Source organism: Shewanella sp. MM_2022_3 (assembly GCF_022557375.1).
Lineage (GTDB): Bacteria > Pseudomonadota > Gammaproteobacteria > Enterobacterales > Shewanellaceae > Shewanella > Shewanella xiamenensis.
In genome coordinates this window covers 118,947-134,496 of record NZ_JAKZGV010000005.1, presented here as the reverse complement: position 1 = coordinate 134,496, position 15,550 = coordinate 118,947, and the positions used below count along the sequence as shown (strand labels likewise).

General features: G+C 44.9%; 14 protein-coding genes. 6 read left to right on the top strand and 8 right to left on the bottom strand.

Annotated features, from left to right (window positions below):
• Positions 1–14: 14 nt before the first annotated feature.
• From glnL to ovoA, 6 genes are all read right to left on the bottom strand, one after another.
• Positions 15–1,061, bottom strand: coding sequence for a nitrogen regulation protein NR(II) (gene glnL, locus MMG82_RS05115; RefSeq protein ID WP_037423098.1), 1,047 nt, complete (start codon positions 1,059–1,061; stop codon positions 15–17).
• Positions 1,062–1,182: 121 nt separating this feature from the next.
• Entirely contained in the window at positions 1,183–1,716 is a 534-nt protein-coding gene (locus MMG82_RS05110) for a DUF4124 domain-containing protein (protein WP_241406566.1), read from the bottom strand.
• A 294-nt stretch (positions 1,717–2,010) separates the two neighbouring features.
• Positions 2,011–3,168 (bottom strand): iron-containing alcohol dehydrogenase, encoded by a 1,158-nt coding sequence (locus MMG82_RS05105; RefSeq protein WP_037425092.1) that lies wholly within the window; start codon positions 3,166–3,168, stop codon positions 2,011–2,013.
• Positions 3,169–3,318: 150 nt separating this feature from the next.
• Positions 3,319–3,915: a TetR/AcrR family transcriptional regulator gene (locus MMG82_RS05100; RefSeq protein WP_140907482.1), complete on the bottom strand. Its 597-nt coding sequence runs from the start codon at positions 3,913–3,915 to the stop codon at positions 3,319–3,321.
• Positions 3,916–4,028: 113 nt separating this feature from the next.
• Positions 4,029–4,340, bottom strand: coding sequence for a pyrimidine/purine nucleoside phosphorylase (locus tag MMG82_RS05095; protein ID WP_047538618.1), 312 nt, complete (start codon positions 4,338–4,340; stop codon positions 4,029–4,031).
• 660 nt (positions 4,341–5,000) lie between these two features.
• Positions 5,001–7,100, bottom strand: a complete 2,100-nt coding sequence (ovoA, locus tag MMG82_RS05090; protein WP_241406565.1) for a 5-histidylcysteine sulfoxide synthase — start codon at positions 7,098–7,100, stop codon at positions 5,001–5,003.
• 292 nt (positions 7,101–7,392) lie between these two features.
• Here ovoA and MMG82_RS05085 point away from each other — a divergent pair, with 292 nt between their 5' ends.
• Both MMG82_RS05085 and MMG82_RS05080 read left to right on the top strand, forming a co-directional pair.
• Complete coding sequence (locus tag MMG82_RS05085; protein WP_241406564.1) at positions 7,393–8,376, top strand: 2OG-Fe(II) oxygenase; 984 nt, start codon at positions 7,393–7,395, stop codon at positions 8,374–8,376.
• 141 nt (positions 8,377–8,517) lie between these two features.
• Positions 8,518–8,913 carry a hypothetical protein gene (locus MMG82_RS05080; RefSeq protein ID WP_037423116.1) on the top strand — a complete coding sequence of 132 codons (396 nt, stop codon included), beginning with the start codon at positions 8,518–8,520 and terminating at the stop codon, positions 8,911–8,913.
• A gap of 8 nt (positions 8,914–8,921) precedes the next feature.
• Here MMG82_RS05080 and MMG82_RS05075 read toward each other — a convergent pair whose 3' ends face one another.
• Positions 8,922–9,119 (bottom strand): hypothetical protein, encoded by a 198-nt coding sequence (locus MMG82_RS05075; protein WP_037423119.1) that lies wholly within the window; start codon positions 9,117–9,119, stop codon positions 8,922–8,924.
• A gap of 365 nt (positions 9,120–9,484) precedes the next feature.
• Here MMG82_RS05075 and MMG82_RS05070 point away from each other — a divergent pair, with 365 nt between their 5' ends.
• From MMG82_RS05070 to MMG82_RS05055, 4 genes are all read left to right on the top strand, one after another.
• On the top strand, positions 9,485–10,324 hold the full coding sequence (locus tag MMG82_RS05070; RefSeq protein WP_241406563.1) for a PfkB family carbohydrate kinase: 840 nt from the start codon (positions 9,485–9,487) through the stop codon (positions 10,322–10,324).
• 309 nt (positions 10,325–10,633) lie between these two features.
• Positions 10,634–12,091, top strand: a complete 1,458-nt coding sequence (locus tag MMG82_RS05065) for a sensor domain-containing diguanylate cyclase (RefSeq protein ID WP_047538607.1) — start codon at positions 10,634–10,636, stop codon at positions 12,089–12,091.
• Between the two features lie 94 nt (positions 12,092–12,185).
• A complete protein-coding gene (locus MMG82_RS05060; RefSeq protein ID WP_240292832.1) occupies positions 12,186–12,878 on the top strand; it encodes an MOSC domain-containing protein in 693 nt (230 codons plus the stop codon).
• 39 nt (positions 12,879–12,917) lie between these two features.
• Positions 12,918–13,274 (top strand): DUF4870 domain-containing protein, encoded by a 357-nt coding sequence (locus MMG82_RS05055; protein WP_055646891.1) that lies wholly within the window; start codon positions 12,918–12,920, stop codon positions 13,272–13,274.
• 86 nt (positions 13,275–13,360) lie between these two features.
• Here the strand turns inward: MMG82_RS05055 and MMG82_RS05050 are convergent, their stop codons facing one another.
• Entirely contained in the window at positions 13,361–15,277 is a 1,917-nt protein-coding gene (locus MMG82_RS05050; protein ID WP_241406562.1) for a methyl-accepting chemotaxis protein, read from the bottom strand.
• Positions 15,278–15,550 lie beyond the last annotated feature (273 nt).

Here is a 15,550-nt window from a genome sequence, read left to right as displayed (position 1 = left end):
TTGGTTTTGCTTAATTATTTTGCGCTTAAAATCGGTAGAGAGATAATAAATTCTGTGTGTCCTGGGCTGGAGACGCAATCAATTCTGCCCGAGTGTAATCTGGCAATGTTGTGGGCAATCGATAGACCCAGCCCAGAACCTTGCTCACGGCTGGTGACCATGGGATAAAAAAGTGTGTCCATGAGCTCAGGCGGAATGCCTGGGCCATTGTCGATAATGGACAGGGTCAGTACGAGCTTGTGGCGCTGCGAACCGATAGTGACCTGATGTTGCGTGCGGGTGCGGATCAGGATTTCGCCACCTGTATGCTCAAGGGCTTGCACCGCATTCTGCAAAATATTCAGCACGGCTTGCTGCATTTGATCTGGGTCCATCTCGATATCGGGAATCGAGGGATCATAATCCCGCTTCAACTGGATATTGGCTGGCAGTGCGATCTCCACCAGCTTGTACACTTTTTGCACCACTTGATGAATGTTATGTAGGCTATGTTGAGTGGGGCGCTGCGGGCCAAGCAGTCGGTCGACTAAGCTACGCAGCCGATCAGCTTGTTCGATGATGAGATTGGTAAATTCCTTTTGCGCGGGATCGTCGAGTTCCCGCGAGAGCAATTGCGCTGCGCCACGCAAGCCGCCTAAGGGGTTTTTAATCTCATGGGCTAAGTTACGCACTAAGAATTGTGCCGCCTGCTGCTGTGCATCTTGGCTAAGTTGCTGGTGGATACGTCGTTGTTGGTCGACTTGCCTAAGTTCAAGCAGGCTCAGCTGTGCTTCATCCTCGAGCGGGATCAGTGTCAGATCGACTGTGTGATGCTGGGCATCTAAGGTGACTAACGTCGCGGTGTTAACGGTGAGACTTTGCCCAGCCTTTACCGCATCGCTAAGGAGCTGAGCGTCGACACCGAGCGCTTGATAATGCTCGGGTAATGCTTGTTCGACTAGCCTGTGGCTACCGACACCTAACAGTTGCTCTGCAGCGGCGTTGGCATAACAAGGCTTAAGATCCTTATCGATGACCAGTACCGCGGTCACTAAATGATTGAGCAGAGTCTCTTTATCCATCTACCGTTCCTGAAAATAGGGTTGCACCCTTATGTTGCACCGATTTGGTGCATGCTGCAACTCGACTTCGTCAAACGGCTTAATGTATTGCTTACAGCCTAACTAATTATTATTAAACAACTTAATTTGATTTTGGTTGCTTTTTAGGTGCTGGAGTCATCGCCGCTTGATGAAGAAATATCTTTCTTGGTGAGCTAGATGCAAAGACTTTGCCGTTTTGAGTCATCGCATCGACAACAATGGTATGTTCACCTCTGTCGATATTGTTCAACTGAAATGTGCCGCCAATTTGGGGTTGGCCGATGGCTTTACCATCGAGTTTAAGGGCCATCAAATATTGGCTCTTGATTTCAGGGGTGACTGTGGCTGTGACTTGGAAATCGCCATTATTATCCCTGACGGTTTCCTCTTCTTCGGGGGAAGTTATGACGACTTGGTATTTGGTTTGTTCAATGGCTTGCGAATCATTTGTATCAGGGTTTACGGGGGGAAGGGTAATTTGGTTTAGCGTTTTTTCTTTTAATTCAACAATCTCAGCATTTGGATGTGGCTCATCGGAATAATGAACTTTACCGTCCTTATCGACCCACTTATATACTGTTGCCTGCGCGAATAAGCTAAGCAGCACTAAGCTGATGAGAGTAAAGAAACGCATGCAAAAATCCTTTTATCAGTAAGATAAGATTATCCAAGAGTAGTCGTTTTTTCATCAAAAATCATGGTGTTTGTGCATCAGTAATGAGGATTTATCGGCGATAAACGGGTTTACAAGATGACAAGGTGTGACTGAATGATGTCGCTAACGCCATTACAAATATTTCTTTAAAACTTGATGCCCCTAAGTGTGAGTACCCTTTGCCCCGTTTGAGGGAATATCAACGCACCATTATGGTGCGTTGATAGTGTAAAGTCTCACGGCAGCATGGGATTGCAGAGATGTGAGATTGAGCTATAAGGCGAGGGTTAAAATATCGCGGCTCATGGCGGGATCAATATTGCCATGTTCACCTAAAGCAACCATGCCATGTTTCTCGAGTTGAGCAACAACCGCATCGACAGCTTCTTTACCTAAATCATAGCCAGATAAGTGCGTTGCAATGCCCATGGCTTCGAAAAATGCTTGGGTTTTCGCAATCGCGGCCTCGATTCGTTCGTCTTCGGAGCCTGTGGTGATATGCCATACTCTGTCTGCAAATTGCAGTAATTTTTCACGCTTAGCCGTTTTTGTGCAGCGTAATAGTGCTGGCAATACAATGGCTAAGGTACGGGCATGGTCAATATCATAGAGTGCGGTGAGCTCATGGCCAATCATGTGAGTTGCCCAATCATGCGGAACGCCTGTGGCAATCGTGCCATTGAGTGCCATAGTCGCGACCCACATCAAGTTAGCGCGGATATCGTAATCTTCAGGCTTTGTGAGTGCTTGCGGGCCTAATTCAATCAAAATTTGCAGTAAACCTTCGGCAAATCTGTCCTGTACCGCGGCATTGACTGGGTAAGTGAGATATTGCTCGGTGATATGCACAAACGCATCGACAACACCGTTCGCCACTTGTCTTTCCGGTAGGGTAAAGGTTTTGGTGGGATCGAGGATGGAGAATTGTGGATACACTAAATCGTTACGGAATGGCAGCTTTGCTTTCAAAGATTTACGGGTCACCACACTGGCATTGTTCATCTCTGAACCTGTGGCCGGTAGGGTTAATACCGAGCCAAATGGCATGGCTTTGGTCACCTTGGTGCCCCAGCTCGTGAGAATATCCCAAGGCTCGCCTTCAAATACCGCAGCCGCGGCAACAAACTTAGTGCCATCGATGACCGAACCGCCACCAACGGCGAGTAAGAAGTCGATATGTAATTCACGTACTTGCGCGACCGCTTGCATCAGAGTTTCGTAGGTTGGATTGGGTTCGATCCCCTCAAATTCGACCACAAAACGATTTCCAAGCGCTTGTTTTACTTCAGCTAAGGTACCTGTTCGTTTGGCGCTGCTGCCGCCAAATAGCACCATCACTCTGGCATTGCTAGGCACTAAGGTGTCGATTTCAGCTATGGTATTTTTACCAAAATGAATACGAGTTGGATTGTAGTAGGTGAAATTAAACATACTGCTATTTGTCCTATGGTTGGAAAATGAATTTAGTAGACCAGTCGTCTATATTGGTTTGGCTACTAAATGATAAATCAAGCCGACGAGGCGATATTTCATTGTTCATTAACGGGTTGCTGATTAATTGGTGTGCCAGTGTTGCTGGCATTAACCCATGGTTTTGGTCTTTAAAATAGATTCGGTCATTGCAAGGGCGCGCTCTAAAGCTGCGCGGCTGTGGCCGAGTTTATTCATCAAACTGGCGCCGAGCCACATGTGATACAACAACTCTGCTGTTGCCTGAGCATCCTGTTCACAGATGGATTTATCGGTAATCCCCACTTGAATGCACTGGGTTAAGCGCTCAATGATGCCAGCCGACCCCTTTAAAAGCACAAGGCGCATAGCCTCAGAGAGATCGGCCACCTCAGCACTTAACTTAACGACTAGGCATTTTTGATCGATACAGCCGTCCTGCTGCACGTGCAACCATCTTTGCCAGTATTGCATTTGGCGATCAAAGCCAGAGAGCTGTGGGTTGGCAAATAAGCTATCAAGCTCTGTTTGGTATTGCTCAAAATAACTGGTTAACAGTGCCTCACCGAATTGCTCTTTGGATTCAAAGTAATGGTAAAACGAGCCTTTTGGTACTTGGGCGGTCTTGAGTAATTGGGCTAATCCTAGACACGAAAAGCCTTGCTTAACGATCAGCGAGTAACCGACGTCGAGAATATGCTGACGGGTTGATTGGGTTTCTGTTTTCATGGCGAAGGAGTCTATAGCAAATTAGACCAGTCGTCTAGTGGTTGGTTTTTATACAGATGTATTGTGTAAACAGCGGAATGCTCAGTTGACTAAGCATTCCATCGACTTGAACGCTATAGATAGCTGCAGCAATATTCTGCTATGTCGCTATTGCGAATTTTAAAGCTGACATTGGCCGCAAGCTCAAACTGGCTGCCTTCGCTAAAGGTTTGCCAGGTTGTGTTATTTGGTAGTAACACCTCGAAACTGCCGCTGGTAACCTGCATGATTTCCCCTTGAGAGGTGGAAAACTCGTATTCTCCTGGAAGCACTACGCCTAGGGTTTGTTTACTACCGTCACTGAAAAATACACTGCGGCTAGCGACCTTACCCTCAAAGTAGATATTGGCTTTTTTGGCTACTGCTACTTGCTCAATTCGTTCCATCTCGTGCTCCAATTACTTTATGCTTATGAATATGTATGCAATTCAAAGTTATTTTAATTCTGTCGTCAATATGATTTTTTGCTCTTTAGCTGCTTAATAAATAGGATGTTGTGCACGCAGGATTTGTTTTTGGTGTAAGTGCATAAACTTTCTTACTTATTCTATGTTATTACTCGTTGGTGCTGGCATACCCAATAAAATAATCTGGCTTAGCAACCATAGTGCAGGTGATGGCTGGATGAATGAAGTACTTTATATTAGGTTCAAGACTTCTGATAGAGCTCCATTATGCTTCGCCTTGCCTAAAGCACTTTGAACTCGTGCTGAATGAACAGATGTTTAATGCCATTGGTATTAGGGCGTGTTGACGTTTCGAGATTAGATTTTGTTCGTTCTGGCAAGCACGTGCTCGCGAAACGAGGAATGATGTGTCGTTATTCTACTGAAACGTCAACACGCCCTAGTAGAGGAATACAGTGCAGTGATAAGCCTAGCCGCTTCCTGAAGAGAGAGTTTATTGGCTTAGTAAATCAACTTGGTTATCGGTAAGCAATATCAAAAGCAGATCCTTGCCATTGGAGGCCGCGAATGTCACAGAGCTGTCTGTTATGCATCCGCCAGAAGTGATTCTCTGGCGGATTTTTTCTTAAATGTTCTCGGTTATCGTTTACGCCAGATCGTCATTTCTGAGAGGGAATGTTGGAACTTGCGTTTAGTCTCACGGATAACAAAGGGGATTTCCTTAACCGCGACTAGCTCAAATTGGCCGATCAAGGTTTCGGTCAACCCATCTAAAGTGGTGAAATTTTCTCCTTTCACTTTAATACCTCCGAGCCATTTCTCTTTTGGTGTGTAATCCTCAAGCCAAGTATAAGGTGATGCAATCACTAGGTAGCCACCTTGGTTAATGCGTTGGCCAATACTGGTGAGGAAATGTTTGGGATCGTTCAACCTGTCGATAAGGTTTGAGGCATAAACTAAGTCGTAACCTGTGTAGATCGGCTTAAGATTACAGGCATCACCTTGCATGAAGTTGACTTTTTTGGCTTCTTCCTGGTAGCCCAGTTTAGCAAGGCTGACACTCTTAAACTCTTGTAAATCGCCCTCGGTGCGGATGGTATAGCGTTTTTCGCCTTGTTCAGTCAGCGCGTAGGCTTGTTGAATAAAACGAGCCGAAAAATCGATACCGTCAACATGGTCGAACACTTTAGCTAACTCAAAGCTGGCTCGGCCCACCGAACAGCCGATGTCTAATGCCTTCGCGGTATGCTCAAGTTGGATTTCGTTTAACGCCTGTTGAACGCCATTAACGCAGAAATTCGGGACGCCAAAATATTGAGCGCCATAATGGAATTCTAAATATTGAGAAATCAGTTCATCGGTTTCGTACACATTAACCTCGGCCATTTGCTCTGGGTTTTGCAGGGACTCCACATAACGAAATCCGGCATGTTGGTAGAAGTGACGGCGAAACGCGTAGCGAGAGGCTGCAATGGCTTCATTGCCCGTCGAGATCCAAGAGCCCCCTTTAATCAGGTTATGTTTACCATCGAAAGTTGGCGTTGAAAAATCATCGTAGAGTGGATGCACTGCAAAGCCATTAAAACCATCGATAGCAGTTTCGGTCCATTGCCAGACATTACCGACAATGTCGTAAAATTCATTATGTTTAAAGCGATTTACCGGACAAGAAGAGGCGTAGTAGGCCAGCGAGATATTCCCTGGCACTTCTTGCCAGTCGGGGGCATCGGTTGGAATATTTTCTCGCAGAATATACCATTCCGCCTCAGTCAGAAGGCGGATGTTGCTTTGAGTCTGGCGCGCTTTCCAATAACAAAACGCTTTAGCTTCGAGTTGATTGACTTCAACTGGCCAATTAAGGGGAAGTGGAATTTCGCTGGTAAGATTTCGTTGCCACCATTTGCCCTCATCACGGCGCCAAAAACGTGGCATCTGGGCTTGAGTGTAAGCCAGCCATGCACGACCTTCTTCATTCCAAAACTCGGGCGATTGATAGCCACCGGCTTCAACAAAGCCCAAATATTCTTGATTACTCACTAAATACTTTGAAGCTTTAAAGTCTGCCACTTTAAAGCCCTTATTGCCGTATTCGTTGTCCCAGCCGTAGGTTTCATCTTGCTCTTTTTTACCTAAAGTGATTTTTTTGCCCGCCACAGCAATCAGCTGGTTAGCGTCTATCGTTCCATAGTCTTGGCACTCAGGCCAGTGAACACTTGGGGATACTTCCTCTAAAGGCAACTGACGGATAATGACTGATGAGGTTTCTAAATGGATACGTTCATGCTCAATCCCCATCAAAATGACCCAAGCAGGGCTGTCCTGAGTGATAGGCAAGGTGATTGGCATAGTATCAATTAATTGGTTAACAACGCGATTTACCTTGTCTCGATAGTCTTTTACCTCGGTGACCGTTGGCCATTGGTAGTGGGTTTCATTGAGATCGTCCCAAGACATCTCGTCAACACCAATGGCAAACATCGACTCAAAATGATCGTTGACTCTCTCCTCAAGATATTTGCCCAGTTTGAGCTTATTGATGTAGAAGGTCGCGGTGTGGCCAAAGTAAAAAATCAGCGGATGGCGTAAAGGCTCGGCTTTTAAATAATAGGCATGGTCGTGTTTTATCAGCTCGAAGAGCGACTCATAGAGCGTCCAAGTTTGATTGAAGTAGTGCTTAAGCGCTTGACGTTTTAGCGTTTCATTATCACCCGTAAGTTTGAGTGTTTGCAAAACAGGCATATTCGATTTCTCCATAGGGCAAGCGGGTGCCATTGTTGTTGCCATGGGTTGTCAGGCTCAATACGTCACGGTTGGTTATCGGATCACTTTACCAACAAAATGTGGCAGTTATTTATCTGAGTTTTCAAGCTAACAGAAACCAAGCCCGAGATGAAACTTGGATTGTATTTTTGTACTCAAGATTGATAGATACAAAAGACGACAAACGATTAATTGTAAATAAAATGTTTCATCGCAGATTCGATTCAGTTTTAATGAGCATGGTTGGGTTGAGTTGTGAATAGGTCTTTATATGCAGCAGTTATTTGTTCAATTATTAGAAGAGCGTTATTTCAATCGTTTGCCTGAGGCGTTAGTACTTAAGTTGGCAACTGAGTCGGCTGATTTTGTGCGTTTTTGGTTGGTTCACTGCATGCGTAGTATGGTTTCTGAAAGAGAGCTGGCCATTGCTTTGTTTTTTAGTGCTGAGTGGGAGCTAGAGGAACTAGCGAGTTTAAAATTGTTCTGGGGGGCCTATGTTTTGATGGAAGATCCTCTGCAAGCGCAAGAGGTTAAAGCACAATTTTGTTATTTCGTACCTTGGCTAAAAACGATTACGCCCCGCCACGCTGATGCGATCAGTGTGTTTGCTGCGCTATTGGCTTTTGAGCGCAGGCCGACTTCAGCCGGGAAGCAACTGCAATCGGCAACGCTGTCCCACTCACAACTCCCAGTGAATTTATTAGACGATATTAAGAGATGTTCATTGCCCCATTTGCGGCCTATTACTGTGTATGGACATCAGGGAAAGGGGAGTGTCGAAAGTGGTATCCGCAACAACATGCATTACCCCACACCGATCCCTAATGACAATCTTGCAATGGCTTGTGTTGAAAGAGTCATTGCCAAGTTTGCAGGGGTTAAGTTGGCGTTTGCGGAACCCATCGTTGTACTTCGGTACGAGCCTGGCCAGTTCTATCAATGGCATTATGATGCAATACATGCATATACGGCTGAAATTGAAGCCGAATTGGCACGTTTTGGCCAAAGGTCAAAAACGGCTATTTTGTATCTTAATGATGATTTTGACGGAGGCGAAACGGAGTTCAAGGCACCTTATATACAAGTCAAACCTGAGACTGCCGCTATTTTGGTTTTTGACAATACGGATCAAACAGGCAAACCCATTCCTTCCTCATTGCACCGTGGCTGTGAGGTAACAGCGGGGCAAAAATGGGTTTGTACCCAGTGGTTTAGAGATAAGCCGTTTTGGTTAAGAGCGGGCTTGTTCAGCTAGTTTTATCAGCATTTGATAAGGGAATTGTGGTTTACTGGATTGCGCAAGGATAAAATTATTTTATCTTTGGGCAGTATTTTATCGGCTAAGGTTAGGGCAGAATGTTCACGTCCGTAAAATTATTATGCAGGATATAACGGGATGGCAATGAACGCATTATGGATACCCGCTTGGTATGAGCTTGATCCGTCGATCGTTGTGGGCGTGACTGAAGAGTTTTTATTTCATAAACCCGCTACCAATGAGGTATTAAGACTTTACAGCGGAGCGAATAAAACTGAAGCAGTTAAGGCTACTGGGGCAATTGCAAGCATTCACCACAAAGTCTTGGGGGATATTGAAAGTGTGGATGCGCAGGGGCTTGATTATACGATTGTTTTAAAAGATGGCCGTCGTTTATTGGTGAATGCTGAGGAAGATCCTGGCCTACTTTACGAATGGGTTGATGACAGTTGGCAACCGTCGGAGATGGTTATTCAGGATTGGCAACTTGAGGTCAAGTTTGCATCACTTTCGCCATTTAAGGCGGTTGACTAATTCTCGTGTTATTTTTCAGAGCAGTCAGGCTCACTTTGTTGAATCGACTGCTCTTCAAACAAGATTTGTAGTAATCGATATTCGTATTGGATTTTAGCTACATAATCATCATGAAAGTCCAGCAGATTAAATTCCTCTACGCATTGTCGATAACGGCGTAATTGTTCTTCGCCATCCATATCCTGATGTAGCCAGCCCATTAACATACGAATTCCTTTCGTCTTTATCCTTGGCACCAAGTTTAACCTTTTTCTAATTTAAGACTCGATTGAATCTTGGTGATATTGTTATATTTTCATGAGTAAAGCTTATGGTTTTTAAAATTATTCATATTATTTATCATGATATTAATCGAACATCGTCTTTAATTGTTTAGCCTGAATGTGTTGTGTTACTGAATTTGATTATGGTCAAGGTCTTACAACAAAAGCACGTTTAAGCTGACATTTGATGAATATAGGTATTAGATTCTCAGATTGTGCCACCCCACATTTTGGTCTAGATTGAGGGCTCTTTTAGCCCAAAACTTGTCCCGATTGGGTGTGGTATTCTCTTTCAATGGAGTCCTGTCATGGCAAATATTTTGCTGGTGGCCAATCTTAACTGTGACCGTGTGTTAATTCTTGATAAACCTTTAAAAACAGGTGGGCGCTTTCATTATCAAGATGGCGGTCAAAGGCTCGGCGGCGGTGGAGCGAATACAGGGCTTGGACTTGTTTGGGCAGGTCATAGAGTTGCATTAGTCAGCCAAGTGGGTCGGGATGAAATGGGGGATTGGGCCATTGCAGAGGCTAGCACTCAAGGGCTCGATTGTCATTTAGTGCAGCGCCGCGCAGGGAATACCTGTGAGATGCTACTCGTAATGACACCTGACGGTGAGCGCACAATTATCCGCCCACAGCGGCCTATTTTTGAGTTATCGGTTCCACCTAAATGGCAGCATTGGGATGCGTTGTATTTTAATACATCAGCGGAAGGGACTGTAAGTTGGGCTAAAACGGCACTCGATCATTGCCTTGTGATCGCGCAACTGGCCAAGGATGATAGACCACGCCCTTGCCATGTACTACTTGCTTCTATGAGTGATATGCATGGACGATGTGATGTCGCCTCTTGGGATTACGGTGTAAGCATTGGTGGTGAATCATTACGTTATTTTGTGGTGACTGATGGTGTCCGTGGCGCGAAGGTTTATACCCAAGATGATGTGCAGCATGTGCCTGCGGTGCCTGCTGAGGTTGTCGACACCACGGGTGCAGGGGATGCCTATGCTGCTGGGCTTATTCATGGACTCTGTGCTGGCAAATCTATCACTCAAGCAATGTCTGAAGGTGCTGTTTGGGCGGCTTTTGCAGTCGCAACAGACAGTTCTATTCCTGGTGAAGCTTTAAAGCAGTATTTAGAAGCATAATGCTGGAAATGGGCTGCAAGTGTTAAACAATTTAGACGTCATTTTTCTGTCATCTTGGATTGATAAAGTATGCACAGTGACGGAGAGCTCTTGTCCTTTAACGTTTGCTTGTGCTTTTCTCCCATTTTGTTGGTTCGCTTGTTTGCCTCGTTTCCCCAACGGGGCATTTTTTTACCTCGAATAATGTTATTTCGTCGAAGAACATTCATATAGCGGAAATATTGTGCGGTCATTGAGGGATTGCGTTAACATTTAGGTAACTCACCACGCTACTACAAAATAATAAGCCTACTGCTGTTGGAGTTGGAAATGGGCAATCACGTTTGGAATGATAAAAAGAAGTTTATTTGGCTACTTTCTGTGTTGTTGCTAGTTGCCTTTTTAGTGACCAGTGGTATTAGCTATAAAGTGGCCCATGACTCTTTGAGTCAGCAAATTGAAAGTAATACTTTACCTTTAACAAGCGATAATATTTATTCAGAAATTCAACAAGATCTACTACGTCCGATCTTTATTTCCTCCCTTATGGCACAGGATACCTTTGTGCGTGATTGGACATTAAACCATGAGCAAGAACCTGAAAAGCTGATCCGTTATCTGAAAGAAATCCAGGATAAGTACGATACTGTCACCAGCTTTTTTGTTTCAGAACAGAGTCGCAACTACTACCACTCATCGGGGGTGTTAAAGAAAATCCAAGATATTGAGCCTAATGATGCTTGGTATTTTCGTGTCCGTTCGTTACCAGAATCAGAACATTATGAAATTAATATCGATGCTGATACTGCTGATCGCACTAAAACAACCGTATTTGTTAACTATAAAGTTTTTGATTTTGAAGGTAAGTTTATGGGGGTTACTGGTGTTGGCCTTGCAGTTGAAAAGGTCAAGGCGCTGATTGAACTCTATCAAAAGCGTTATAACCGTCGGGTTTTTTTCACCGATAGACAGGGGAATGTCACTCTCCATGGTGATGAATATGATGGCGCTAATTCACTGCAAGCCAGCACTGGCTTGGAGCAACTATCAACGCGCATTTTAACTAGCCCAAGCGCCGCATTTAGCTATCAGCGCAACGGTAAAACGGTCTACTTAAACAGTCGATTAGTGCCTGAGTTCAAGTGGTATTTAATTGTTGAGCAAGAAGATGCTCCGCAAGAACAAGAACTGCTTAATACCTTTTGGGGGAACTTAGCCCTAAGTTTGGTCGTGACCATAGGTATTTTGTTTATTTCAAACATGACCTTAGGGCGCTATCAGCGCAAACTTGAGGTTATGGCATCAACTGACAAACTCACTGGTGCAGCTAATCGACAAGTCTTTGAAGAGTATTTCCATCAGGCATTAGACAAAGCTAATTTGTCGCAAACTCCTATTTCAGTTCTCCTTGTCGATATCGACCACTTTAAAAAAGTGAATGATAGCTATGGTCATAGTATTGGTGATTTAGTGCTAAAAACGGTCACTAACCTGCTACGTAGCCAGCTAAAACAGCAAGATATACTTTGCCGTTGGGGTGGGGAAGAGTTTTTGGTGTTATTGCCAGAGATGGATTTAAGCCATGCGGCAGAGTTGGCGGAACGTTTCCGTGATTCGATTTCTCAGCGCGAGTTGAAGGTCAATGGAGTACATATTGCTATCACAGTCAGTATTGGTGTTGCAGAATATCAAAAGCTTGAACCGGCAGAGGATTTAATAAAACGAGCCGATTTAGCTTTATATCAAGCGAAAGAAGCTGGCCGTAATCAAGTAGTGTTAAATCAGTGATACCCAGATTTTAGAGCACGCTCTATTTGTTTAGAGTATGTAATACTTAGCGTTTTTATTTGGCCCCGTGTGGCGACAATGATGGGAGTAACCAATGTCGACCTTATTGGTAAACAGATTATCGGGTTTGTATTTAGGGGCGAGCCTGCAAGAAATTCGCGGCATTTCAACTGGCATTGACGGTAAAAAATCGGCGCAGCAGTTAGTGGTAAATGTCGACCATGTGGAAGGCGATGCACAGGCTGATCCTAAACATCATGGCGGACTTGACCGAGTATTGCATCATTTTCCCCGTGAGCATTATGGTCAATACCGTCGTTGGGATTTAATCACCCAACTCGAAGATGCACCGAGCATGGGTGAAAATATCAGCACGGTTGGCTTAAATGAAACCGAGGTCAATATTGGGGATGTGCTGCAAATCGGTGAAGTGATTGTGCAAGTGACTCAGCCGCGCTCACCTTGCTTTAAATTGAACCTGCAATTTGGCCATAGAGACTTTGCCCTTGCCATGCAGCAGAGTCAGTTATGCGGTTGGTTTTACAGAGTATTAATCCCAGGTGTGATTCAGTTAAGCGACAAGATAGAATTAGTCGAGCGTAAAACTGATATCAGCGTTGCCGAGGCGATGGCGCTGTATTTTTCTCCTCAATATAACGCTAAAGCCTATGATAGACTCGCCTCCTGTGAAGGGCTGGCACAAAGCTGGGTGAATAGCCTACAGCGCCGCTTAGCAACGCAGCAAGTCGAAGATTGGCAAATGCGTTTGTATGGCCCAAAGAGCTAATAACTTTTATATTTCAAACAATAATACAGGGAAAGTGTCATGATAGAGTCAGTGACGAAGAGCGAGAAAGATTTTGGTTTACTGGTGTATGCCTCTAGTTTAATCGGGTATTTAGTGCCATTAGGCTCCATCCTTGGTCCGCTCATTTTGTGGCTGATGAAGCGTGAAGAGTCGGCTTTTGTCGACCAATGTGGGCGCAGCTGTCTGAACTTTAAGCTAAGCCTACTAATCTACGTGATTATCAGTGGAGTATTAGCGTTTGTAGGCATTGGATTTATCTTGCTTATCATCCTAGGCATTTTGGACTTAGTCTGTACTATCCTAGGCATAGTTAAGGCCAGTGAAGGGCAGGTTTATCGCTATCCACTGACAATCAAGTTTCTCTCCGATAACTAATCGCCTTTTAAGTTGTGTAATAAAAACGCCTTAGGGAGATCCACTAAGGCATTTTTTTTCTATATCAATATCTTTGTGTTTGACAATTACACTTTAAACTTAGCTACCAAGGTATCCAAGCGGTGGGCGAGTTGATTTAACGCTAAACTGGCCTGCGCCGCAGCTTGAGCTGTGCTCGCGGTGCGTTGGGTAATGTCGTTAATTTCGGTCACGTTACGGTTAATATCTTCGACTACGGTCGATTGCTCTTCTGTTGCCGCCGCGACTTGAATGTTCATATCACTGATAAGACCAATACGATCGCTAATGCCAACCAAAGACTGGCTAGCCTCATCAACCGCTGTGACACCTTCGTGTGAGCGAGCGCGGCTCTGTGCCATGGCATTAACTGCGCGGCTTGCTTCAGATTGCAACTTGTCGATCATACCTTGGACTTCGTTAGTAGAGGCTGCGGTACGTGATGCCAGATTACGGACTTCATCTGCTACTACGGCAAAGCCACGTCCCGCTTCACCTGCGCGTGCAGCTTCAATCGCGGCGTTGAGGGCTAATAGATTGGTTTGCTCCGAAATAGCACGGATCACATCGAGGATGCCACCGATAGATTTGGTATGAGTCGCGAGGGATTCAATCACTTCACCTACTTGTTCCACATCATGGGAGAGCTGATTGATAGTGTCACGGGCACGCGTTACCACCACTTGGCCGCTATTGGATTCTGTATCGGCATCTTTCGCGGCGACAGCGGCTTGGGCTGCATTACTGGCGATTTCATTTACGGTTGCCCCCATCTCATTGATGGCCGTTACCACCATCATAGTGCGGTCTTTTTGTTCATGACTATCTTCAAGGGTTTGCTGCGCTTGATTAGATACATCTTTCGCCGAGAGACCGAGTTGTTCACTGGTCTGCGCGACTTCAATAACAGAATCTTGGATTTTGCTAATAAAGCTATTAAATCCTTGGGCAAGTTGCGCAATTTCGTCTTCACCATTTACAGGTAAGCGTTGGCGTAAATCACCCTCACCTTCACCGATATCATGGAACATTGCTGCGACTTGGGCGATAGGGCGACTCACGGAGCCTGCTACCACAATGGCGAGCATGATAAAGCCCGCGGCAATGATTACGGTCCAAATTAGGATCTGATAGGCGGCATCTGTCAGCAGGGCGAAGACTTCGGCTTCAGGTACTTGGGCAACCAAATACCAATCCATCGACGGAATATAACTGCTGGCAACAAAGGTGTTTTCACCTTGGATGTCGGTATTAATAAGATTGAAATCACTACGATTGAGTAATGAACTTATGTTGGCGCCCGAGTACAAACTCTTGAGGCTGCTCTTGCCAATTTGGCTGGCGTCTGGATGTAGTTTTACCTCGCCTTTGGCATCGACTAAGTAGACAAACCCGGTTTTTTCAATTTTAAAAGAGTCGAGGAGTCGCACCATATCATCGAGGGATTTGGCGAGACCAACAAGTCCGCGACCGTTAGGTTGTTGATAGTTTATAAAGAGTTTTACCTCACCATTGGCTTCGGTAAATACGTTTAACATCCGCTCTTGGCCGCTATCACGATAACTAAAAAACCACCCATCTTGGGCGGGCGTGAGTACGCGTAAAAAACCGTCCTGAGTATAATAGGCGGCGGTTTGTCTATCGGCATAGGAGGCTTGGGCCAAATGATATTGGCGGGTGATGTCCTTTAATTGGGCAACGACTTGGGGCTCTTGCTCCGATGGACGGCCATTTTCAAGCCATTGCAGTAACATACGGCTGCTGGCGAGTTGTTCGGCGGCATTCATTAAGCTCGAAATATCCAGCTCAATCTTGTTGCGGATCTGCATCATTAGGCTGGGCATTTCCGACCCGAGCATACGTTGCTGAACCACATTTTTAGCACTGCGTTGGCTGAGCACGCCCACCAGAATGGTTGATAGCAGCACTGCAAATGCCACTGTCAGCAGAATTTTCTGCTTAATAGTAAGGTTATTAAATATCATAAATATCAATATGCCTGTGTTATACGTTTAGAAATATCGGTCGACGTTTTCTACCAATGACTTAGTATCGGACAGAAATGTTAAAAGTTAACCTTAGTTTTGGTCTAATGCCGAATAAAACAGCGTACAAGACATTTATTTGGCCTAACCTGTTGCTCTTGCGGTAGATCTTGTTATGTAGAGTATAGATGGAAATGAGTTGCTGATTTGAAGCATGTGATTTTTATGATGCAATTGTGGCCAAAATGTAGGGGTAAGGCAAGTAAAAAGAAG

Coding starts and splice junctions, on each gene's coding strand:
- MMG82_RS05110 (WP_241406566.1), bottom strand. CDS start 1,716: ATGCGTTTCTTTACTCTCATCAGCTTAGTGCTGCTTAGCTTATTCGCG.
- MMG82_RS05075 (WP_037423119.1), bottom strand. CDS start 9,119: ATGTTAATGGGCTGGCTACATCAGGATATGGATGGCGAAGAACAATTA.
- MMG82_RS05070 (WP_241406563.1), top strand. CDS start 9,485: ATGGCAAATATTTTGCTGGTGGCCAATCTTAACTGTGACCGTGTGTTA.
- MMG82_RS05095 (WP_047538618.1), bottom strand. CDS start 4,340: ATGGAACGAATTGAGCAAGTAGCAGTAGCCAAAAAAGCCAATATCTAC.
- glnL (WP_037423098.1), bottom strand. CDS start 1,061: ATGGATAAAGAGACTCTGCTCAATCATTTAGTGACCGCGGTACTGGTC.
- MMG82_RS05100 (WP_140907482.1), bottom strand. CDS start 3,915: ATGAAAACAGAAACCCAATCAACCCGTCAGCATATTCTCGACGTCGGT.
- MMG82_RS05080 (WP_037423116.1), top strand. CDS start 8,518: ATGGCAATGAACGCATTATGGATACCCGCTTGGTATGAGCTTGATCCG.
- MMG82_RS05105 (WP_037425092.1), bottom strand. CDS start 3,168: ATGTTTAATTTCACCTACTACAATCCAACTCGTATTCATTTTGGTAAA.
- ovoA (WP_241406565.1), bottom strand. CDS start 7,100: ATGCCTGTTTTGCAAACACTCAAACTTACGGGTGATAATGAAACGCTA.
- MMG82_RS05065 (WP_047538607.1), top strand. CDS start 10,634: ATGGGCAATCACGTTTGGAATGATAAAAAGAAGTTTATTTGGCTACTT.
- MMG82_RS05050 (WP_241406562.1), bottom strand. CDS start 15,277: ATGATATTTAATAACCTTACTATTAAGCAGAAAATTCTGCTGACAGTG.
- MMG82_RS05060 (WP_240292832.1), top strand. CDS start 12,186: ATGTCGACCTTATTGGTAAACAGATTATCGGGTTTGTATTTAGGGGCG.
- MMG82_RS05085 (WP_241406564.1), top strand. CDS start 7,393: ATGCAGCAGTTATTTGTTCAATTATTAGAAGAGCGTTATTTCAATCGT.
- MMG82_RS05055 (WP_055646891.1), top strand. CDS start 12,918: ATGATAGAGTCAGTGACGAAGAGCGAGAAAGATTTTGGTTTACTGGTG.